The sequence below is a fragment of the Rossellomorea sp. H136 genome, from assembly GCF_056838065.1.
Window position 1 is genome coordinate 4,447,957 of record NZ_CM166371.1, and the last position, 20,996, is coordinate 4,468,952.

16 protein-coding genes and 1 riboswitch are annotated in these 20,996 nt (G+C 42.5%); of the genes, 6 read left to right on the forward strand and 10 right to left on the reverse strand.

Going from position 1 to position 20,996, the window contains the following annotated elements; genetic code table 11:
• Positions 1 to 137: 137 nt before the first annotated feature.
• Complete coding sequence (locus ACYH0O_RS22390; protein ID WP_482630403.1) at positions 138 to 1,310, forward strand: SEC-C metal-binding domain-containing protein; 1,173 nt, start codon at positions 138 to 140, stop codon at positions 1,308 to 1,310.
• Positions 1,311 to 1,394: 84 nt separating this feature from the next.
• Here ACYH0O_RS22390 and ACYH0O_RS22395 read toward each other — a convergent pair whose 3' ends face one another.
• From ACYH0O_RS22395 to ACYH0O_RS22430, 8 genes are all read right to left on the reverse strand, one after another.
• Complete coding sequence (locus ACYH0O_RS22395; RefSeq protein ID WP_482630404.1) at positions 1,395 to 2,216, reverse strand: MetQ/NlpA family ABC transporter substrate-binding protein; 822 nt, start codon at positions 2,214 to 2,216, stop codon at positions 1,395 to 1,397.
• 21 nt (positions 2,217 to 2,237) lie between these two features.
• A complete protein-coding gene (locus tag ACYH0O_RS22400) occupies positions 2,238 to 2,903 on the reverse strand; it encodes a methionine ABC transporter permease (protein WP_482630405.1) in 666 nt (221 codons plus the stop codon).
• A complete protein-coding gene (locus ACYH0O_RS22405) occupies positions 2,893 to 3,906 on the reverse strand; it encodes a methionine ABC transporter ATP-binding protein (protein ID WP_482630406.1) in 1,014 nt (337 codons plus the stop codon). Before ACYH0O_RS22405 ends, ACYH0O_RS22400 begins: the two co-directional genes overlap by 11 nt.
• Positions 3,907 to 3,978: 72 nt before the next feature.
• Positions 3,979 to 4,090: riboswitch (SAM riboswitch) on the reverse strand.
• A 213-nt stretch (positions 4,091 to 4,303) separates the two neighbouring features.
• Positions 4,304 to 5,293 (reverse strand): LacI family DNA-binding transcriptional regulator, encoded by a 990-nt coding sequence (locus tag ACYH0O_RS22410; RefSeq protein WP_482630407.1) that lies wholly within the window; start codon positions 5,291 to 5,293, stop codon positions 4,304 to 4,306.
• A 91-nt stretch (positions 5,294 to 5,384) separates the two neighbouring features.
• Positions 5,385 to 7,019 carry an alpha,alpha-phosphotrehalase gene (locus tag ACYH0O_RS22415; RefSeq protein ID WP_482632644.1) on the reverse strand — a complete coding sequence of 545 codons (1,635 nt, stop codon included), beginning with the start codon at positions 7,017 to 7,019 and terminating at the stop codon, positions 5,385 to 5,387.
• A gap of 116 nt (positions 7,020 to 7,135) precedes the next feature.
• Entirely contained in the window at positions 7,136 to 7,966 is an 831-nt protein-coding gene (locus ACYH0O_RS22420; RefSeq protein ID WP_426892225.1) for a carbohydrate ABC transporter permease, read from the reverse strand.
• A 33-nt stretch (positions 7,967 to 7,999) separates the two neighbouring features.
• Positions 8,000 to 8,902 (reverse strand): carbohydrate ABC transporter permease, encoded by a 903-nt coding sequence (locus tag ACYH0O_RS22425; protein WP_482630408.1) that lies wholly within the window; start codon positions 8,900 to 8,902, stop codon positions 8,000 to 8,002.
• A 126-nt stretch (positions 8,903 to 9,028) separates the two neighbouring features.
• Complete coding sequence (locus tag ACYH0O_RS22430) at positions 9,029 to 10,261, reverse strand: sugar ABC transporter substrate-binding protein (protein ID WP_426892223.1); 1,233 nt, start codon at positions 10,259 to 10,261, stop codon at positions 9,029 to 9,031.
• A 551-nt stretch (positions 10,262 to 10,812) separates the two neighbouring features.
• Here ACYH0O_RS22430 and bglX point away from each other — a divergent pair.
• A complete protein-coding gene (gene bglX / locus ACYH0O_RS22435; RefSeq protein ID WP_482630409.1) occupies positions 10,813 to 12,978 on the forward strand; it encodes a beta-glucosidase BglX in 2,166 nt (721 codons plus the stop codon).
• A 19-nt stretch (positions 12,979 to 12,997) separates the two neighbouring features.
• On the forward strand, positions 12,998 to 16,330 hold the full coding sequence (locus ACYH0O_RS22440; RefSeq protein WP_482630410.1) for a GH36-type glycosyl hydrolase domain-containing protein: 3,333 nt from the start codon (positions 12,998 to 13,000) through the stop codon (positions 16,328 to 16,330).
• Positions 16,331 to 16,389: 59 nt separating this feature from the next.
• Here the strand turns inward: ACYH0O_RS22440 and chbG are convergent, their stop codons facing one another.
• Together chbG and ACYH0O_RS22450 are read right to left on the reverse strand one after the other, a co-directional pair.
• Positions 16,390 to 17,079 carry a chitin disaccharide deacetylase gene (gene chbG / locus ACYH0O_RS22445; protein ID WP_482630411.1) on the reverse strand — a complete coding sequence of 230 codons (690 nt, stop codon included), beginning with the start codon at positions 17,077 to 17,079 and terminating at the stop codon, positions 16,390 to 16,392.
• A gap of 20 nt (positions 17,080 to 17,099) precedes the next feature.
• On the reverse strand, positions 17,100 to 17,825 hold the full coding sequence (locus ACYH0O_RS22450; RefSeq protein WP_482630412.1) for a GntR family transcriptional regulator: 726 nt from the start codon (positions 17,823 to 17,825) through the stop codon (positions 17,100 to 17,102).
• 222 nt (positions 17,826 to 18,047) lie between these two features.
• Here ACYH0O_RS22450 and ACYH0O_RS22455 point away from each other — a divergent pair, with 222 nt between their 5' ends.
• Genes ACYH0O_RS22455 through ACYH0O_RS22465 form a run of 3 tightly spaced genes read left to right on the forward strand, consistent with a single transcriptional unit; the run spans position 18,048 to position 20,988 of the window.
• Entirely contained in the window at positions 18,048 to 19,355 is a 1,308-nt protein-coding gene (locus ACYH0O_RS22455) for a 6-phospho-beta-glucosidase (RefSeq protein WP_482630413.1), read from the forward strand.
• Positions 19,356 to 19,378: 23 nt separating this feature from the next.
• Entirely contained in the window at positions 19,379 to 20,671 is a 1,293-nt protein-coding gene (gene celB / locus ACYH0O_RS22460) for a PTS cellobiose transporter subunit IIC (protein WP_482630414.1), read from the forward strand.
• A complete protein-coding gene (locus ACYH0O_RS22465) occupies positions 20,668 to 20,988 on the forward strand; it encodes a PTS sugar transporter subunit IIA (protein ID WP_426892217.1) in 321 nt (106 codons plus the stop codon). Before celB ends, ACYH0O_RS22465 begins: the two co-directional genes overlap by 4 nt.
• The last annotated feature ends 8 nt before the right edge of the window (positions 20,989 to 20,996 follow it).

A 20,996-nucleotide genomic window follows, 5' to 3' on the forward strand; every position in this document is an offset into this window, starting at 1 on the left:
ACCTCTAATTCTGGTTAAAAGTCCTTTGCCATCACTTCCTTTCCTCCCTAGGTTGACATAATAGAGGTCCGTCCCTCTTCCCTTTTCCACTCCCACCCTTTACACTAAATAAAAATATAATGATAAAGGATGGTTGGATGAATCGTTTTGTTGAAAGGGTCGAGCCTTATTTCTTAAGTGAAGATCCGTTTGTTCAGAGATATGCTATAGAAATGCTAGAGGACACTTATTTACCAGATGGGAATACTTTTTTGACAGGATTGGATGCCGTTGATCGGGGACCGGTATCGGAATATTCATCCCCTATTCTTCCTAATTTAATGTACTTACCCCTTAATGAAGAAGGGTTGAAAGAAGTAGTAAATAGATTAGATGCTATGAGTGAAAACGATAACAACCGACTGTTCTATCTTCAATTAGTTACAAACGCTAGCACAGAATTATTAATTACATACAGAAATAGAGTAAAACAATATGTTGGTGAGGTACAGTTAAAAGAAGTAGAGAAGCTTCCTACTTTAACTATAGAAGGCCAATACATGGCGTTAGCTGACGTGATGAGTTACTTGGATGAACATGGGTTTGATCAAATCATTTATGACTATGGAAAAAGAATTATCAAAGAGCTCGTTAAAAAAGGCGGCATTGAAAGCGGGGAAGTACAGAATCGACTTCAGAAAAATAAAGATAAAGGGGAGTTTTTCGGATTTGAAGGGATTTATGACGTCTACATGGCCGGTGAAATACAGGAAGAAGGTGTAATCCCTCAATTAGTGAGTCTCTTCAAAAATGAAGAGGAAGGAGACTTCTTATTTGAGGAAACTGCAAATTCCCTGGTCAAAATAGGGACGGACCAAGTAGTAAGGGAAGTTGAAAAAATAGCACTCTACGGGAATACTTACTTCTATTCTCTGGACGTACTGGGTAGGATCAAGACCAAAGAAGCTGAAAAGGCATTACTCAGACTGTTTGGTCAAGCGGATGACTTAACCGCCAAAACAATCATTGCAGATAATCTATGTCGACAATTATCAACAGACGCCATCCCCAAGATAGAAGATTTAATTGAAGCAGGGTATGAAGATGGGCTGCTTTGTTTAGAAGAATCACTATATGTCAATTGCGTCGTGAATGGCATCCAACACCCCAAACTTCCAGAATGGAGACACTTGCTGGAGGTAATGGAACTTCAAATGTTGAATGAGCCACCAGCGCTTATTCCACAGCCCGTCATAAACGACGAAAAAGTCGGACGCAATGACCCCTGCCCTTGCGGAAGCGGGAAAAAATATAAGAAGTGCTGTCTATAAAGTAAGGGACGGACCTCCGCATTTTGCGGAAGCCCGTCCCTATCGTTTTCTTATATTAAATATTTCCATTAGAGGTCCGTCCCTCTACTCCATCCACTCCGGCTTACCAAAGCCTTTAAATTCTTCGTCGATGATTTTCTCGAATTCGTCTGCTTCGACGACTGCTTTGATGTCTTTCGCCAACTTTGAATCAACGTCCTTCGTATTTACAACTACTCGGTTTCGATACTGATCAGGCATGTTTTCCAGCTGAAGTGCATCAAGTAAGTCCATGTTGGCAGCAAGTGCATAGTTTCCTGGAACCGCAGATAGATCAACACTGTCAACCGCTCTTGGAAGCTGAGCCGCTTCGATCGGTTTGAACTGCAGATTTTTCACGTTTTCAGCAATATCTTTTTCTGACACCGTCAATGGATCTGTATCCGGCTTTAATGTAATCAGTTTCGCGTCCTCCAAGATTTGAAACGCCCGTGCAGCATTCGTTGGATCGTTCGGAATGGCAATGGCACTGCTTTCTTTGATGTCTTCAATAGAATCAAACTTCTGTGAGTAGATTCCCATTGGAGCCGTTGGTACGACAATCACTTCGGATAATTCCATGTTATGCTGCTTCGCGAAGGTTTCCATGTAGATTTTATGCTGGAAAAGGTTCGCATCCAGATCTCCCTCGGCCAGCGCGTTATTCGGCTGGATGTAATCACTGAATTCCTTCACTTCAACCGTATATCCTTTTTCTTCAAGTCCGGGCTTGATCGCTTTTGTCACCATATCACTGTACGGTCCGGATGTCGCTCCGATGGTTACCTCTTTTTTATCTTCCCCGCTTGAACTTGCTTCGTCCCCTCCGCAAGCTGCAAGAATGTTCATTGTTACCGCTAATGCTACGAATAAAATCCACTTTTTCACTTGTTGTTCCCCCTAAAGTAGTTATCGTTTATCGACTAATCGTGCAAACACATCACCCGTATATTGGATGAACTGAACTAAACATATTAAGATGACGACGGTCGTGATCATCACCGTGTTGTCATATCGATAGTACCCGAAGCGTATCGCCAGGTCCCCGACTCCCCCTCCACCGACGATGCCGGCCATGGCTGAATAGGCGACTAAACTGATCGTTGTAATCGTGATAGCTTGAATCACTGCTGGACGAGCTTCCGGTAGCAATACGTCCTTAATGATCATCCAAGGGCTTGCTCCCACTGAAACCGAAGCTTCGATGACACCTTTATCAATCTCACGCAATGATGTTTCTACCATTCTCGCAAAAAACGGAATTCCCGCAACAGAAAGTGATACGGAGGCTGCCGTCGGTCCGATCGTGGTACCGGTCAATAATTTGGTTAATGGTAAGAGTGCGACTAATAAAATGATGAACGGAACCGACCGCACCATATTGACGACAAATCCAACGACCTTTTTGATCAAACTATTTTGTAAAAACAAGCCTTTGTCTGTTACGAAAAGAAGAATCCCTAGCGGTAATCCCACTAAAATCGCAACTCCCAGTGAAATCCCCACCATATATATTGTTTCAAAAAAGGCTTTATTCAATTCTGGTAAAATCGCAGTCAATGAATCAGGCAGCATTCTCAAGCACCTCCAAGCTCTGTGTCTTCAGCGTGATATACCGGATTGCGGCTTCGATTTCGTCATGGGAGCCGATCAGTTCCATGATAAAAATCCCGAGTGGCACTTCCTGAATATATTCAATCTTGCCGTGAAGGATATTGCCTTGCACTTTGTATTTCTGGAACACTTCTGAAACGACGCTTTCTTCTGCGATCGATCCTTTGAATTGGATTTTGATCAGCTTTCCTTTTCTTGATTCCACGAGGTGTGGCGGGAGTTCAAATTGAAGGATCGTTTCAATGAATTGCTTCGTTAAAGGCTGTTTCGGTTCGGCAAACAGGTCGTATACCGGACCTTCCTCTACGATCTTTCCATCCTGCATCACGGCCATCCGGTCACAGATTTCCTTCACCACTTCCATCTCGTGGGTAATGAGCACGATCGTCAAACCCAGTTCTTTGTTGATTTTTTTCAATAGCTTCAAAATCGATTTCGTCGTATTCGGATCGAGTGCCGATGTCGCTTCATCGCAAAGTAAAACCGATGGGTTATTCGCCAGGGCCCTTGCAATCCCGACTCTCTGCTTTTGTCCTCCGCTAAGCTGAGCCGGGTAGGCGTCCGCTTTATCAGAAAGACCAACCATCTTAAGGAGCTCGACGACCCTGGGCTTGATTTTCGATTTTGGCACACTAGCCGCTTTCAAAGCAAAAGCCAGATTGTCAAAAACCGTTTTGGATTTGATCAAGTGAAAATGCTGAAAGATCATGCTCGTTTTTTGACGGGCTAGTCTTAGTTGTTTAGACGTGAGCTTCGTAAAATCCTGTCCATCAATGATAATTTCTCCTGATGTAGGGGTTTCTAATAGATTTAAGCAGCGAATGAGTGAACTCTTCCCCGCTCCACTGTATCCGACGATTCCAAAGATCTCACCTTTTTCAATTTTTACGGAAACGTTATCGACACCGACCACCGTTTGCTTTTTTGTTTTGTACGTTTTCACCAAATTCCGAATCTCGATCAATGTGCACACCCCTTTTTTAGTCCAATAAAAAAATGCCTCTTTCAACTGAAAGAAGCATCGCCTGTTTATCTCGACTTATCTCTCAGAATGAAATCATTCTGCAGGAATTGGCACCGTTCCAATACTAATACTGGAGGTTGCCGGACGTCATAGGGCCTGATCCCTCGGTCACTCTGGATAATTGAAAGTATGTAATTTTCTAAATTTTCATCTTATAGAGGATAATACTGGGGATTGGTGGCGATGTCAATAGGGTAATTTGCATGGATGTTTATGTAAGCGCTATCTTCGCTTGCATATCAAGGAAATATTTTTTGGTCAGCACCTCAATGTATTCATATAACAGAAAAACCCGCTCCCTCCCACTACTCGGTAAGGACCGGGTAACCCTGTCCAATCAACGCCTCTTCACAGATTCCCGCTCCACAAGCTCGGTTGTCAGCTTGTAGTAAGAGTCGACCTCTTCCTTTAAGAGCATTTGAAAGATAAGATGAACAGCCAGTGCACCTGCTTCATACTTTGGCTGCCTCATGGTCGTTAAGGGAGGTGAAACGTATTCTGACAGTTGAATATCATCAAAACCAATGATAGAAATGTCTCCAGGTACTGAAATGTTTTTTTCGTTTAGTGCTTGTAAGCCACCGATGGCCATTTCATCATTTGCGTAGAAGATGGCGTGTGGGACATCTCTCTGGGCGATCAGCATTTTGGTGGCCTGATAGCCTCCTTCACGAGTGAACCCCCCTGATACTTTCCATTTTGATTTGTACTCGATATTGTGTTTCCCGAGAGCCTCCCGAAATCCTTGAAAACGCAGCTCATTGTCATGGGAGTTATATGGTCCGCTGATATAGGCAATGTCACGACTCCCGTTTTCAATCAAGTGTTCCGTTGCCACAAAGGCTCCGTGAACGTTATCGACTTCTATCTGAGTGACGTAATCACTTTTTATGCTCCTGTCCAGAACTACGATGGGGAAGCCTTCCCTTGCAGACTCAAGGATCGTCTCATCATTGATATTATGGGCAAGTATGATGACGCCATCGACACGTTTTTCCTTTAAGAATTTAACGGCAGTCGATTGCACTCCTCCTATGGAACTGCATGCGATCAGATCATATCCGTTTGTGGTTGTAACGTCCTGTACGCCCTTGATCAGTTCTGAGTAAAAAGGCCCTGATAAATCGCTCAGAATCAAGGCGATCGTATTGGTGCTTGTCCGTTTCAAATCTGAAGCAAGCCCGTTTTTTTGGTAATTCAATTGTTTTGCTGCAGCTAAAACTTTTTGTCTGGTTCCTTCGCTGACTTTTTTACTGTTGTTCAATGCGTATGAAGCGGTTGAAACGGCGACACCGGACAGCTTAGCCACATCTTTGATGGTTGCCATAAGTTCACATCCTATTGCTTCTATAAATGAAGGCATCCTTCTAAAGTGTTTTCTTTGTCCATTATACATGAAAGCGCTTCGATTTATTGGGTTATTCTTCTATTAAGTACACAATCGCTTCATAGGGACGAAGAGTGTGCAACTCTGATGGTCGATTAGTATTGGGATAGTTGCTGATGATGATCTCGGCATGAGTACCACCGATCTTTTCAGGTAAAAGAAAGTCAGGATTTCCCCCATAGAAATTTGCCACTACAAGCAGGGTCTGATTTGCCCATTTTCTTGTATATGCCATGATTTCAGGATGGTCTTCCAATAATAGCTCATACTCTCCATAAACGATGATCTCCATTTGTTTCCTGAGTGAAATGAGCTTCTGATAGTGATAAAAGATAGAGTCCCTATCCTTCATGGCTTGTTCAGCGTTTATTTCTTTATAGTTCGAATTCACATCAATCCAGGGAGTTCCCTCTGTAAATCCACCATGAACATCGTCATTCCATTGAAAAGGAGTTCTCGCATTATCTCTTCCTTTTGTCCGGATTGATTTCATAATATCCTTTTGGGAGACACCTGCAGATGTTTTTTCTTTATAATAATTAATTGTCTCAATGTCACGATATTGTGAGATATCGTTAAATTCGGTATTGGTCATCCCGATTTCTTCACCTTGATAGATATAAGGTGTCCCCTGCATCATATGAAGGACCGTTGCCAGCATCTTGGCTGATTCCACCCGAAATTCATTATCATTTCCCCATCTGGATACGATACGGGGCTGGTCATGGTTATTCCAGTATAAACTGTTCCACCCCTTTTGAAAGAGTGACGTCTGCCACTCACTCAACACATTTTTCAACTCAAGTAAATCCATTTCCTTTAAGGCCCATTTTCCTTCCCCTTCTATTTCGTCCAGGGACATGTGTTGAAAGGTAAACACCATGTCAAGTTCATTCCGGCCTTTTCCTGTATATAGTTGAGCGGTTTCAGGAGTAGCGGAAGGGGTCTCACCGACCGTGACTGTAGGATATTTGGAAAGAACCTTTGCATTCATCTCCTGTAAATAATCATGGAGCATTGGACCATCTGTCAGAACTTTTCGGTCGATTTCTTTTCCGATTAAATCGATCACGTCCATGCGGAAACCGCTGACTCCTTTACTGAGCCAATAGTTCATCATGGTGTATAGGTGCTCCCTAACTTTAGGGTTATGCAAATTGAGATCAGGTTGTTTTTTACTGAAGAGGTGAAAATAATACTCACCAGTGTGTTCATCCCATTCCCAAGCTGAGCCACTGAAAACAGATTGAATGTCACTTGGGGGACCATTCTCATCTTTTCTCCAAATATAGTAATCACGATAAGGATTATCCTTTGATTTTCTGGACTCCTTAAACCATAGGTGCTCATCAGAGGTATGATTGATGACAAGGTCCATCATGATATGAAGGCCTCTTTTCCTCGCTTCCTCTATTAACCTCTCCATGTCTTCCATGGTACCGAAATCATCCATGATTTCATAATAATTGCTAATATCATATCCATTGTCGTCATTCGGGGATTGATAGACCGGACTTAACCAAATGATATCGATACCGAGAAGAGCCAGGTAATCCAGCCTTTCGATGATGCCCGGAAGGTCCCCGATTCCATCCCCATTATGATCATTGAAGCTTCTCGGATAAATTTGATAAACAGTGGATTGATGCCACCATGCTTTTTCCATCATTCCGCCTCCGTATTCTTAGGTTTTCGTAATAAAGTCAACCAACAACCAAAGAAATGTACCAGGTACATTTCACTAACCTTTGTACCAGGTACACTCCTACCAACAACAAAGGATCACTTAATTCCCGACATCGTAAATCCTTCGACAATGTATTTCTGGAAGAAGGAGAAGATGATGATGATCGGTACAACCATGAAGGCAGCCCCTGCCATTTGCAAGCCGAAATTATTAGCGTATTGACCTTGTAAGAGGGATAGTCCTACAGACAATGTGTAGAGACTTTCATCATTTGCAATGATCAACGGCCATAGGAAGCTGTTCCAGGCCCCAATAAACGTAAGAATTCCTTGCACGGCAAAGATCGGCTTCGCAATCGGCACAATCAATCGGAAGAATATATAAAATTCTCCCGCCCCATCAAGTCTTGCTGCTTCGATTAAATCAGTCGGAATGGTCGTCATGAACTGTCTGAATAAGAAAATACTAAAAGCTGCTGCAAGACCTGGCAGCACAATTCCAGCCATCGTATTGGTGAGTCCCATTTCATTCAGGATCAGGTAAACAGGAATCATCGTAACCTGTGCAGGAATCATCATCGTTGCCAGTACGATATAGAAGATCTTTTCTCTACCTTTGAATTGATATTTGGCAAATCCATAACCGGCCATGGCATTAAAGAATAATCCTACAAAGGAGAATAAGACGATAATGAGAGTGTTTCGTAAATAAACACCGAAATTCATACTTTCAAATAGATTCACATAATTTTCAAGGGTTGGATTTTCAGGTATTAAACTTGGCGGTATTTGAAGAACTTCACTTTCAGGCTTAAATGAGCTTGAAATCATCCAAATAAACGGAACTGAAACGATGATTCCGCCGAGTATTAGTAAAATGGCGACAAATAGCTTTTCCATTTTAAATTTCGTTGTTTTTGTATCCATATTTTCATCCCCGATACTGTAGAGTTTTCAAAATTAGTATTCTGTATCAGATTTTCTCAACTTAAATTGAAGAAGTGTGATGATAATGATAATGATGAACAGGATAAACGATCCTGCTGCAGCATAACCGAATTCACTGAACTGGAAGCCTTTTTGATAGATGAATAATGCCATCGAGATGGTGCCGTCTAAAGGTCCACCATTTGTCATGACAAATGGCTCTTCGAAGAATTGAAGCCAGCCAATTAAAGTCGTTACGGTTACAAAGAAAGTAGCATATCGTAATAATGGGATGGTGACATTCCACAGAACCTGCCAACGATTGGCCCCATCCATTTCAGCTGCTTCATAATAGGATTTCGGAATTCCCTGCAACGCAGCGAGAAAGATGATCATATTGATACCAATCCCTTTCCATACAGCTAAAACAATCAACGATATCTTAGCGATCGTTGGCTCTCCTAACCAAGGAATTTTCTCGACATCCAGTAATGATAATAAATAGTTAAATAAACCGTATTCAGTATTGTAAAGAAATCCCCAAATAACGGCTACTGCGATGATATTTGTAATGGAAGGCATATAATATACTCCGCGAAATACTGTAAACAATCTGCTTGTTCCGTAATTGAGGAGTAAAGCAATTCCTAATGAAAACACGATGACAAGAGGAACACCGATGATGACATAGAACAACGTGTTGAAAATCGACTTGTGAAACAAACTGTCTGATAGTAACGCAGAGTAATTTTCCATACCTATAAAGTTGACGTTTGTCCAATTGGCCAGCCCTTTTAAATCAAGGTCCGTAAAACTTATGAAAAAGGCTACAATGATAGGAACAATACTGAAAACAGTTAAAATGATTACTGCAGGAGCAATAAACACATAGGGATGTTTGTTTTTGAATATGCTACTTTTCATATTATTGCTCATGATACCCCACCTAACCAAAACACTATAAATAAGGTATGATTCTAAAAATGGAGTTCAGGCAATCCGGGAGGGGATGTGCCTGTAACTCCATATGAACCTTATCCAGCAAGTGCTTTTTATTTAATGTTATTCTACTATTTCTTGCGCTTTCTTATTGAACTTCTCAATTTCACTATCGACATCTGCTCCGCCTACTGTAATTCTTTCAATAGAAGCAAGGAATTCTTGAGTGATCTTCTCAAATTCTTTGATCTTAGGAGATGCTTTTGTATTTTCTAATTGCTTACCAAACACAGAAAGTAATGGATCCTCTTTTAACTTAGGTTCTTCCCAAGCGTCAACACGAGATGGAAGAGTGTTCGATACATCCAACCATTCCATTTGTGTATCTACTTCATTCATGTATGAAATGAATTTCAGAGATTCATCTACATGTTCAGAATTGTGGAAGACAGAAAAGACTGATCCACCAATACTGGATGTATTTGTTTCCTTTTTAGGCATAACGGCTACGGCCCATTTATCCTTTAAGTCAGGCGCTTGATCGTTTATGATGTTTATCATCCAAGGACCACTGAAGAACATTGGTTTGACCCCGTCTTTAAACGCTTGGACAATATCTATACCTTCTGTTGTCGGACTTATACCCTCTTGAAAGAAACTCGCATAATACTTAATTGCTTCTTTAAATTCGGGACTTTCAAAATTCATTTTGTCTTTACTTTCAAATTCATATCCATTTTGCCAAGCGAAAATATAAGGAGTAATCTGGTCATTACGGTCAATATCAAGACCATAGACATCATCACCTCTTGCATTCAACTTCTCAGCGGCATCCTTTAATTCATCCCATGTTGAAGGTGCTTGATCATATCCTACTTCTTTCAATAAATCTGTACGATAATATAACACTCGAGTATCAATATACCAAGGAACACCAATTACTTGGTCATCATATTTCATTGTTTGAGCGGAGCCCGCAAAGTAATTTTCAGACTTGAATTCTGGATAGTCATCTAAATGTGAAGTTAAATCTAAAAGTGCTCCGGCATCAGCGAATTCTGGTATCCAGGTAGTTCCTAATTGTACTACGTCAGGACCGTTTCCAGAAGCTACAGCAGTAAGAAGCTTATCATGTGCATTTGCCCATGGTATCGCTTGAACCTTTACAGTGATATCTTTGTTTTCTTCTTCGAATTTTTCAGCCATTCCTTTTAACTTTTTACCTTCTTCCCCCATTGCCCACACAGTAACTTCTTTCTTTCCATCCTTTGACTCACCGTTGCCGCCGCACGCTGCAAGAATCGTCGATAATGTCAGTATACCGATCAGTAGTATAGACCACTTTTTCTTTCTCATTTTCCCATCTCCATTTCTATTTGTTTTTAAAACTCTTTAAAAATGGTAAAGCGTGTCGAATGATTACCTCTGATAGAAGACTTAACCTTTATGGCTCTTTTGTTTTAAAAGATCTGCCAAGCACTTTGTTAGCCAGTGAGTACTAGATGGTAGGGGAACCGCTCTGCTTACCGCAGAAAGCGAGCATCCTGCAGCAGAAATCAACTCCTACATACTTCTTTAAATAGCAACAATCTTCACGAAAGAGTCTTAAAGATAAAAAGGAAAATCACTCAAGTTTTGTTGAAACGTTTCGATAACTATATTATAATCAAACGTGAATACGCTTTCAACACTTTTTTTAGAAATTACTGAATTGAATATGAATTCATCCTTGAGCAAACCTCTATATATCAGCAATCACTGATATATAGAGGTCATAGGGAGTTTTTGGGTTTAAAGGAGCGGGTTGACTATCCAATGAAACCCGCTTATAATTCATCTCAATTCATTTTCGAAACGTTTCACTTAATTGAGAAAAAATCATAAATCTTAATACGGAGGTTCTATCAATGAGCGAGAACAAGCTGATTTCATTATTGAATCAAATGACAATCGATGAAAAAATCGCCCAGCTCATGCAGCTGGCTACTCCCTTCTTTAAAGGAGCAGAAGACCAGGGACAGATTACAGGACCGATGGCAGATATGGGAATAACAGATATGATTGTCCAAAACAGTGGTTCTGTCCTCGGGGCATCAGGTGCAAAAGAGATTATGAACATTCAGCGCACACATATGGAAGAGAATCGTTTGGGAATCCCTTTATTATTCATGTCCGATATTGTACATGGCTATAAGACGATTTTCCCTGTCCCTCTCGCAATCGGCTGTTCCTGGGATTTAAAATTAGCCGAGAAGAGCGCCGAAATGGCAGCGAAGGAAGCTTCCGTTTCCGGCGTCCATGTTACGTTTGCCCCTATGGTAGATCTTGTTCGTGACCCTCGTTGGGGAAGAGTGATGGAATCAACCGGGGAAGATCCTTTCTTAAACAGTGAATTCGCCCGGGCTTTCGTCCGCGGTTTCCAGGGTAACGAGTTGACAACGGATGTTGAACGGGTTGCTGCGTGTGTGAAACACTTTGCTGCATATGGCGCACCTGAGGGCGGACGTGATTATAACACCGTCGATATGTCTGAAAGAGAGCTTCGTGAGAACTACCTGCCTGCCTATCAAGCAGCTCTTGAGGAAGGCTGCGAAATGGTGATGACGGCCTTTAACACCGTATTCGGAATCCCTGCTACCGGTAATAAACGGCTTATGAGAAAGATGCTTCGCGAAGAAATGGGCTTTGACGGTGTCCTTATTTCCGATTGGGGGGCAGTGAAAGAAATGATTCCACACGGTGTAGCAGAGAACGAAAAGGAAGCCGCTTACAAGGCGATCACGGCTGGTGTGGATATTGAAATGATGACGTCAACCTACGTGAATTACTTAAAAGAACTAGTAGAAGAAAAACTGGTCGATGAGTCCTTGATTGATGAGGCTGTTTTACGCATATTACAGTTGAAACAAAAACTGGGCTTGTTTGAAAATCCGTACCGGGGTGCAAATGTGGAGCTTGAATCTGAAGTGGTCATGAGTACGACCCATAGAGAAGCTGCACGGGAACTTGCAGCAAAATCCTCCGTATTATTGAAAAACGAAAGCACCCTCCCTCTTAAAAGGGAACAAAAAATTGCCCTTATAGGTCCTTTTGCAGAGAACGGAGACATATTGGGACCGTGGTCATGGCTTGGTTCTAAGGAAGATGCAGTCACCGTTAAAGAAGGACTCCTTACCAAAATAAAGGACAGCCACCTAACCGTTTCAAAAGGCTGTGACACCGAAAACATTACAGATGCCCAACTGGAAGAAGCATTGAAAGCTGCAAGAGAAGCGGATGTGATCGTCTTAGCCCTCGGAGAAGACTCTGAAATGAGCGGTGAGGCCGGATGCAGAGCGAACATACAGCTCCCTGCAGCTCAATTACAACTCATCGAGCATCTAAAATCATTGGATAAGCCGATGGCTGCTGTCCTGTTTAATGGGCGTCCACTCGATTTGCACGGAGTTCTGGATCAAACCGACGCAGTTTTAGAAGCATGGTATCCGGGGACTGAAGGCGGAGCTGCAATTGCAGATCTATTATTTGGAGACGTGAATCCTTCCGGACGTTTAACCATGTCTTTCCCATATCATGTTGGACAAGTTCCGGTTTATTATAACCGTTTCAACACCGGTAGACCCAAAGGGGCACCCGATGCACAAGAACGATATGTATCACAATATCTGGACATCCCGAATGATCCACTGCTGCCATTCGGGTTCGGCTTAAGCTATACGTCCTTCACTTATTCTGAAATGAAACTATCTAATGAAACGATGACCGAAGAACAATCACTGGATGTTTCCATTCAGGTGACGAATGATGGACCTGTTGCAGGCGAGGAAGTCGTACAGCTCTATATTCGTGACCATAGCGGAGAAGTGATCCGCCCTGTAAAGGAATTGAAGGATTTCAAGAAAATAAGCCTGGAGCCGGGTGAAACAGCTGACGTATCCTTTACGATATCGGAAGATCAACTGAGGTATCATCATTCCGACCTTCAGTACAAAAGCGATTCCGGGACATTTACGGTTTATATAGGGAGAAACAGCAAAGACGTTATGGAGCAAACATTCAAGCTGGAAAAATAGAGGAATCGAGGGGAAAACGATGCATTCAAATGTACAATTAACATCTGGAGATCTTCAATTTGAATTTTTAAACAGTGGTGATCTTTTCGCCATTACACATAGAGAGAACATGATCAATCAGTTAGTAACAAATCCAATCGACGGCTCACTAAATAATGTGTATTTACGCATTCATGAACCTTCTGGAATCAACGTCATCCCGCTAATCGGAGTGAAGTCCATCAGCTCCGTTCAATTCGCGGAATCACAGGTCAGATGGACTGGGACATATGAGAAAATCTCATATGAAGTGACGTTCACCCTAACTGAAAGAGGCGTATGGTTCTGGGATGTGATGCTTGATGGAGTCGAAGCCGAAGTAGACGTCATTTACGGACAGGATCTCGGTCTTGCCGACAAAGGAGCCGTCCGCTCCAACGAAGCCTATATGTCCCAATACATTGACCACAAAGTGTTTGAAGATGAAGAGAAAGGCTATGTCCTTTGCTCCCGCCAAAACCAGCCGCAATCAAGTGGATTTCCTTATATTCAACAGGGATCCCTTGGAAAGACAATCGGCTACTCTACAGATGGATTTCAATTTTTCGGATTAACCTATAAAGACACCAATGATCCTGAAGCATTAAGGAAAGACTCATTGGCAAACGAAGTCTACCAATATGAATTCGCTTATACAGCACTACAATCGGAGAAAGCACGACTAAATGGACCTCAACATTTTATTTTCTACGGGGTATTCAAAGAAAATCACGAAACGGCCATTTCTTCGTTGGAGTTCCAGGAAGTAATAAAAGCTGCCTGGGAAGAAGCATCACTCAGCAAATCTGAATTTGTGGATACAGTGGAGCAAGTACGTTTAATGCCGGCAATCGGACAGCCCCTCTCTTCCCTTTCGATGACAGAGGAAGAAGTTAGTATGTATTTTAATTCTAGACATAATGAAGAACGGGATGGTGATTCACTTCTTTCTTTCTTCACAGACACTCATGAACATGTCGTATTGAAAGAAAAGGAATTGATGACGGAAAGACCCCATGGACATATTCTGATGTCGGGTGAAAACCATCAACTTAAGGATGATACCATCACTACGACTTCATTCATGTACGGATTATTCAACTCGCAGCTTGTCGTCGGAAATACTTCTTTTAATAAAATGATAACCAATCAGAGAAATCATTTGAATGTCATGAAAACGTCCGGTCAGCGAATTTACGTTGAAATGGATGGAATGTATCATTTACTGACCATGCCATCTATGTTTGAGATGGGTTTCAACTATGCACGCTGGTACTACAAAACAACCGGTGATACGTTAATTGTCACCAATTACACAGTAGTGGATTCTCCTGAAGTCCAGCTTCAAGTTGTATCCAAAAACAATAAAAAATACCGTTACCTCATCACAAATCAGGTCTCAATGAACAATCATGAATATGAAGTCGGATTTAATGTAGAACAAACTGAAGATATTCTGTCCATTACGGCAGATCGTCAGTCAGAAAACAGCGAGATGTTCCCTCAATTAACCTATCGAATGAAAGTCGATGGTGCCTCCTTTGAGATGGGCAACGAAGAAAAAATCGCACATAATGTTGAAAAGAATTCTGCTTCTTTGATCGTGATCGATGTAAGTGAAACGTCAGAATGGAATATGACGATTCAAGGTCTGATTGACGGTGAAGAGCAACCCTTTATAGAACGAAACGTCATAGAAGAAATCGAAAAATATCGTGCCTATTATCATCAGGTAATGAATGGGTTCCGACTCTCTTTAGGAGAGAAAGCACCGGCCGAATTAGAAAAAGTGAATGCCTTGGCATGGTGGTACACTCATAATATGCTTGTGCATTATTCCGTACCTCATGGACTTGAGCAATACGGAGGCGCGGCTTGGGGAACAAGGGATGTATGCCAGGGGCCGACAGAATACTTCATGGCAACTCAAAACTATCAATCTGTGAAAGAAATCATTAAGACTGTCTATTCCCATCAATATGAGGATAACGGAAATTGGCCGCAATGGTTCATGTTCGACCGTTATTACAAAATACAACAAGACGACAGCCACGGGGATATCATCGTATGGCCATTGAAAGTAGTCAGCGACTACATTGCCGCAACAAACGATTATGAGATTCTGCGGGAAAAAATACCTTATACAGAACGCAGCGGATTTGGATTCACCGATGAAAAAGAAACCCTGCTCCATCATATTCAAAAAGAAATCTCATATATAAAGGAGAACTTCCTCCATGACACATTCTTATCTTCTTATGGTGATGGAGACTGGGATGATACCCTGCAGCCGGCCGACACTCAATTGAAGAAATATATGGCAAGCAGCTGGACCGTCGCCCTGACGTATCAAGTACTTGTGAAGCTTTCAACTGTTCTGAAAGATGTATATGATGAGGAAGCAAAAGAGTTCAATGCTCTAGCTCAGGGAATTCAAAAGGATTTCAATACCTATATCCTTAAAGATGACGTAATCCCAGGATTTGTTTATATGGAAGAGCCAGGAAATCCGGAATTCATGGTCCATCCAACCGATACGAAGACAGGTATTCATTATCGTCTTCTGCCAATGAACCGCAGTATCATTTCAGAGCTATTTACACCCGAGCAGGCGGACTCGCATTATCAATTAGTCAAAGAGCACTTGTACTGCCCGGATGGAGTTCGATTAATGAATCGTCCTGCCAAATATGATGGCGGTGTAAGCACATACTTTAAACGGGCTGAGCAGGCTTCGAATTTCGGTCGTGAAATCGGGCTTCAATACGTACATGCACACATTCGCTATGTGGAAGCTATGGCCAAGCTCGGGAAAACCGATGATGTATGGCAAGGGTTACAGATCATCAATCCAATCAGTCTGAAAGACGTAGTACCAAATGCGGAAAGAAGACAAAGCAATGCGTACTTCAGCAGCTCAGACGGTAAATTCAATACCAGGTATGAAGCAGACGAACATTTTAACGAACTTCGTGACGGGAGTGTGCCCGTCAAAGGAGGATGGAGAATCTACTCCAGCGGACCGGGAATCTACATGAACCAGCTAATTTCAAATTGTTTGGGCATACGTCAGGAATCCGAAGATCTGGTCATCGATCCAGTGTTACCCGGCAACCTTGATGGGCTGAAACTTGAATTTACCTTCATGAATCGCCCAGTCACGTTCATCTACCACCTTGGCAACCAGGTCTCAAAGCGGATTGTGATTAACGGAAAGGAATCTGCGTATGAACAACTGACCAACCGTTACCGCCAAGGCGGGATCAAGATAAATCGACAAGAACTTGAAAAAAGGCTATACGAGAAATCAAATACGATTGAGATTTACTTATAAACCTTAAAAAAGGTAGTGCAGACCAATCCATTGGTCTGCACTACCTTTTTACATATTTGTCATGACAAATATTTAGCGGCTGTCAACACATCCAACTCCCTCAACCGCTGCTCACAATAAGAAGAATTCCCTTTTAAAAAGGAGTCCACATAAGCAGGATGACACATAATCTCGAGCGTCTCCCCCTCACGCCTACTCTCCAAAATGCTCTTCAACCCTCCAACTGACACACCCTCCCCATAAAACGCCATGGAGAATCGATCGGTTAGTACATTCATTCCCTCACTTACAGGGAGCGCATTCCGGACCGGAACCCCAAAACGCTCCGACAACCTCTTCACCACCGGGATCAAAGGCCGAAAGCTATGAACATGGTGATGACTGTCAATATGAGAAAGGGGCAAACCGAATGATAGAAATTTATCCACCTGAGCCTCCCACTCCAACTCAACCTCATCCACATCGATTTCTTCTTCTTCAAAAATCCTGCTGGTGTAACGGAAAAAGCCTCTCTCGTCTAGTAGCGATGGTACCCCGCCAGAGACTGGTCTCCCACATGTAAGCGTTAAATGGACCCCGACCTGTAATTCCGGATATAGCTTTGCCAACTCCACCGCATGCAGGGTTCCCGGCATATTGACCAACATGGTTGTTGAGTTCACTATTCCAAATCGATGACTATCAACGATGCCGTAGTTCACTCCCCGGCATAAACCAAAATCATCTGCATTGACGATCACTTTCCTCATAATCCCCCATCCCCTTTTTTCTAATAGGTTCTTTCTACAAGAAAACTCGCTTTATCTCCTCTGAAGATCGCTTTGGAAAATTCGATAACCGATCCATCCTCTACATAGGCTGTCGTTTCGATCATAAAGCAAGGTGTTCCCTCTGGTACCTCAAGCCTCTCTGCCACTCGTTCATCTGCTAAAAATAACTCGATCGTTTCGACGGTTTTTTTAATTTTAATCTCAAACTGTGTTTCCAGGAGCTTGTAAAGTGATCTTTCACATTCGTCTTTATCAAGCCCAGGCGTCTTGTACCAGGGCAGATAGGCCACCTCATATTGCAGGGGCAGCCCGTCTGAATAACGGATCCTCTCTAAACGATTGACAGGATCTCCATTCTTCAATTCCAACGCTTTTTCCACTGTTGATTCTGCCGGGATGACATTCATGCTTAGTACCTTGATCTTAGGTTTCTTACCTTGTAATCGCAGTTGCTCTGTATAGTTGTCGATCGTTGAGGACAGGATTTGACTAACTTTCTCTTCTGCGACAAAGGTTCCTCTCCCTTGCTCGCGATACACGTAACCTTCAAGTGTCAGCTGCTGGAGCGCCGTCCGGATCGTCGTACGGCTGACATTGAACTTTTCGCAAAACTCCGCCTCTGTCGGCAGTTTTGTATTCGGCGCGTATTCTTTATTTTTAATCATGTGGATGATTTCTTCTTTTACATGCGAATGCAAGGCTTTTGCTTCTTGTGTCTCTTTCATTCTGTTTCTCCCTTCCACTTTCTTCCTATATTTGTTATAACACATCCACGTTCAATTCTCTATTCCTATTCATTTTATCATAAAATATATTTGTTATTACAAATAAATAAAAATTAGTCATAAATCTTATATTTGTCATTACAATATATAGACGAGCGAAAATTTGTATGATACATTATTAAAAAATAGAAATCGCTTTCAAAATGAAGGGAGATCGACAGAATGTCATTAAAGGTGGTCATAATCGGAGGCGGATCAAGCTATACACCAGAAATTATCGAGGGGTTCATCCACCGATACAAATCTTTTCCTGTCACGGACATAACGCTTGTTGATATCGAAGCAGGGAAAGAGAAGCTTGAGATTATCGGGCAATTTGCTCGTCGAATGATTCAAAAAGCAGGTGTGCCGATTGAATTGGAATGGACTCTTAACCGGCAGGATGCCTTGTTAGGCGCTGACTTTGTGACAACACAAATCAGGGTGGGCGGCCTCATAGCCAGGGAAAAAGATGAACGGATTCCGTTAAGTCATGGCGTCATCGGTCAAGAAACCAATGGAGCAGGCGGTATATTCAAAGCCTTGCGCACCATTCCGGTCCTTATGGAGATTTGTCATGATATCCAACAGATTTGTCCCCATGCATGGCTTATTAATTTCACCAACCCGGCAGGCATTGTAACAGAAGCCCTGCTTAAATACAGTACCCATAAAAAAGTCATCGGGGTGTGCAATATCCCTTTCAACATGAAGAACAGCGTCGCCGAGATGATGAATTGTTCTGCAAATGAAGTACAAATTGAATTTGTAGGGATGAATCATTTTGTATTCGGCAAAAGGGTTTGGGTCAATGGTCAGGATATAACCGATCGGGTCCTACAAAAATTGATCCATCAAGAAGTCGATTACTCACCGGCTAACATCGTCTCCCTCGGATGGTCGAAAGAATTTTTACAGGCACTGGGGATGCTTCCCAATCCTTATCATCAATACTACTTCCAACGGGATTCTGTGTTGGAAAAGGACCTTCAAGCTTATAGAGAAAACGGTACACGGGCAGAGGTTGTTCGAAAAGTTGAAAAAGAACTTTTCATACAATATTTGAAAGAAGAGTTAAATGAAAAACCAAAAGAACTGGAAAATCGAGGAGGTGCCTACTACAGTGATGCTGCCTGCAGCCTCATGACGAGCATTTACAACAATTCAGAGGACATCCAAACCGTCAACACACAAAACAACGGAACCATCCCGGACCTTCCCAACGACGCCGTCATCGAAGTAAACGCCGTCATTACGAGGGACGGACCTCGGCCAATCGCCATCGGACCGCTTCCTCCATCAGTTAAAGGAATCATTCAACAGATGAAAGCGTTCGAAGAGCTCGTCATTCAAGCAGCAATGTCCGGTCAGTACAATCATGTCTACCAGGCCATGGTGATGAATCCGCTAGTACAGAACGAAGGGGTAGCAAGACAACTAGTCGATGAATTATTGGAAGCTCACAAAGAGTTTTTACCGCAATTCAATTAATCTAGTAAATGGGGGAAAGAGAAATGAGTAAAGTAATGGGGTTTATGGAAAGCAAGTTTATGCCTATTGCAGGACGAATCGGATCACAACGACATCTCGTCGCCATCCGTGATGGATTCGTTTCGATCATGCCGCTGATCATCGTGGGATCTTTGGCTGTTTTATTAAATAATCTGCCGATTGAAGCCTTCCAGAATTTCATGGTCGCTGTTTTCGGTGAGAACTGGAAATCTGTTGGCGGGAATATGTGGAATGGATCATTCGCCATCCTCGGACTGCTCGTCGCTGCATCCATCAGTTATCATTTAGCCAAGTCCTATAATATCGATGGGTTGTCTGCAGCGTTAGTGTCGATCGCTTCACTCATCATCCTTACACCGGTAACGGAAGACTGGGGAATATCCTACGCCTGGACCGGAGCACAAGGGATATTCGTCGCCGTGATCACGTCTCTTCTTGTCACTGAATTATTCAAAGTGTTAATTCGTTCGAAGTTTACGATCAGTATGCCCGATGGTGTGCCGGAAGGTGTCGTAAAATCATTTAAAGCCCTGATTCCGGCTACGATCATCTTGATTCTTGTTGGTCTTATTCAAGCTCTCTTAACTTCATTTGCAGAAAAAAGCATCTTCGAAATCGTGTTTACGGTGGTTCAGGAACCACTGCAAGCTGTATCAAACTCACTGCCATCAGCCATTGTTGTAGCTTTCTTAAATCATTTCCTTTGGTTCTTTGGTTTACATGGCACAAACATTTTAGGTCCGATCATCGAACCGATCTACCTACCTTTAATTGAAAAAAATCAGCAGCTGTTCGCAGACGGCATGAGTGCCTTCGACGTTCCATACATTGTGACGAAACCATTCTTTGATGCGTACGTGTACATGGGTGGATCCGGTACGACGATCGCCTTGATCATCGCCATCTTCCTTGTGGTGAAGACGAAGCATTACCGTACAGTTGGAAAACTGTCTGCTGCACCTGGAGTATTCAATATTAATGAACCGGTCATCTTTGGTCTTCCAATCGTGTTAAACCCGCTTATGTTTATCCCGTTTTTACTAGTACCTGTCGTATTAACGGTTACATCTTACCTGGCCCTGAGCTTAGGGATTGTACCTAAAACCGTCGCGATTGTTCCTTGGACGACACCACCAATCATTAGTGGCTACCTTGTAACAGGCGGATCCTGGAGTGGAATCGTTCTTCAACTCGTGAACCTGACGATCGCTACACTCATGTATATTCCATTCCTACTCGCATCTGAACGTGCCCAATTAAAGAAAACGACCGAAACGAGTGATAAAATCGCATGAATGCTGAACAACATTTAACCTTAGAAGAAATATCTTTTCATATCATATTACACGCTGGTAACGCGCGGTCTTCCGCCATGGAAGCCCTCCAGGCAGCGAAGAAAAAACAATTCGAAACAGCAGGGGAAAAAATGGCCGAAGCAACGAATGAAGTTCATCAGGCCCATCACTATCAAACTCAGTTACTTCAAAAAGAGGCAAGCGGTGATACACAGAATCCTACGATTCTATTGATTCATGCCCAGGATCATCTCATGAACGCCATCACCGTCAAAGAACTGGCCCAGGAAATCATCGAAATCCATCAAACAAAGTAAGGAGTGCT

Coding starts and splice junctions, on each gene's coding strand:
- celB (WP_482630414.1), top strand. CDS start 19,379: ATGAGTAAAGTAATGGGGTTTATGGAAAGCAAGTTTATGCCTATTGCA.
- ACYH0O_RS22410 (WP_482630407.1), bottom strand. CDS start 5,293: ATGGCAACCATCAAAGATGTGGCTAAGCTGTCCGGTGTCGCCGTTTCA.
- ACYH0O_RS22430 (WP_426892223.1), bottom strand. CDS start 10,261: ATGAGAAAGAAAAAGTGGTCTATACTACTGATCGGTATACTGACATTA.
- ACYH0O_RS22455 (WP_482630413.1), top strand. CDS start 18,048: ATGTCATTAAAGGTGGTCATAATCGGAGGCGGATCAAGCTATACACCA.
- ACYH0O_RS22390 (WP_482630403.1), top strand. CDS start 138: ATGAATCGTTTTGTTGAAAGGGTCGAGCCTTATTTCTTAAGTGAAGAT.
- ACYH0O_RS22425 (WP_482630408.1), bottom strand. CDS start 8,902: ATGAGCAATAATATGAAAAGTAGCATATTCAAAAACAAACATCCCTAT.
- chbG (WP_482630411.1), bottom strand. CDS start 17,079: ATGAGGAAAGTGATCGTCAATGCAGATGATTTTGGTTTATGCCGGGGA.
- ACYH0O_RS22420 (WP_426892225.1), bottom strand. CDS start 7,966: ATGGATACAAAAACAACGAAATTTAAAATGGAAAAGCTATTTGTCGCC.
- bglX (WP_482630409.1), top strand. CDS start 10,813: ATGAGCGAGAACAAGCTGATTTCATTATTGAATCAAATGACAATCGAT.
- ACYH0O_RS22440 (WP_482630410.1), top strand. CDS start 12,998: ATGCATTCAAATGTACAATTAACATCTGGAGATCTTCAATTTGAATTT.
- ACYH0O_RS22415 (WP_482632644.1), bottom strand. CDS start 7,019: ATGGAAAAAGCATGGTGGCATCAATCCACTGTTTATCAAATTTATCCG.
- ACYH0O_RS22400 (WP_482630405.1), bottom strand. CDS start 2,903: ATGCTGCCTGATTCATTGACTGCGATTTTACCAGAATTGAATAAAGCC.
- ACYH0O_RS22465 (WP_426892217.1), top strand. CDS start 20,668: ATGAATGCTGAACAACATTTAACCTTAGAAGAAATATCTTTTCATATC.
- ACYH0O_RS22450 (WP_482630412.1), bottom strand. CDS start 17,825: ATGAAAGAGACACAAGAAGCAAAAGCCTTGCATTCGCATGTAAAAGAA.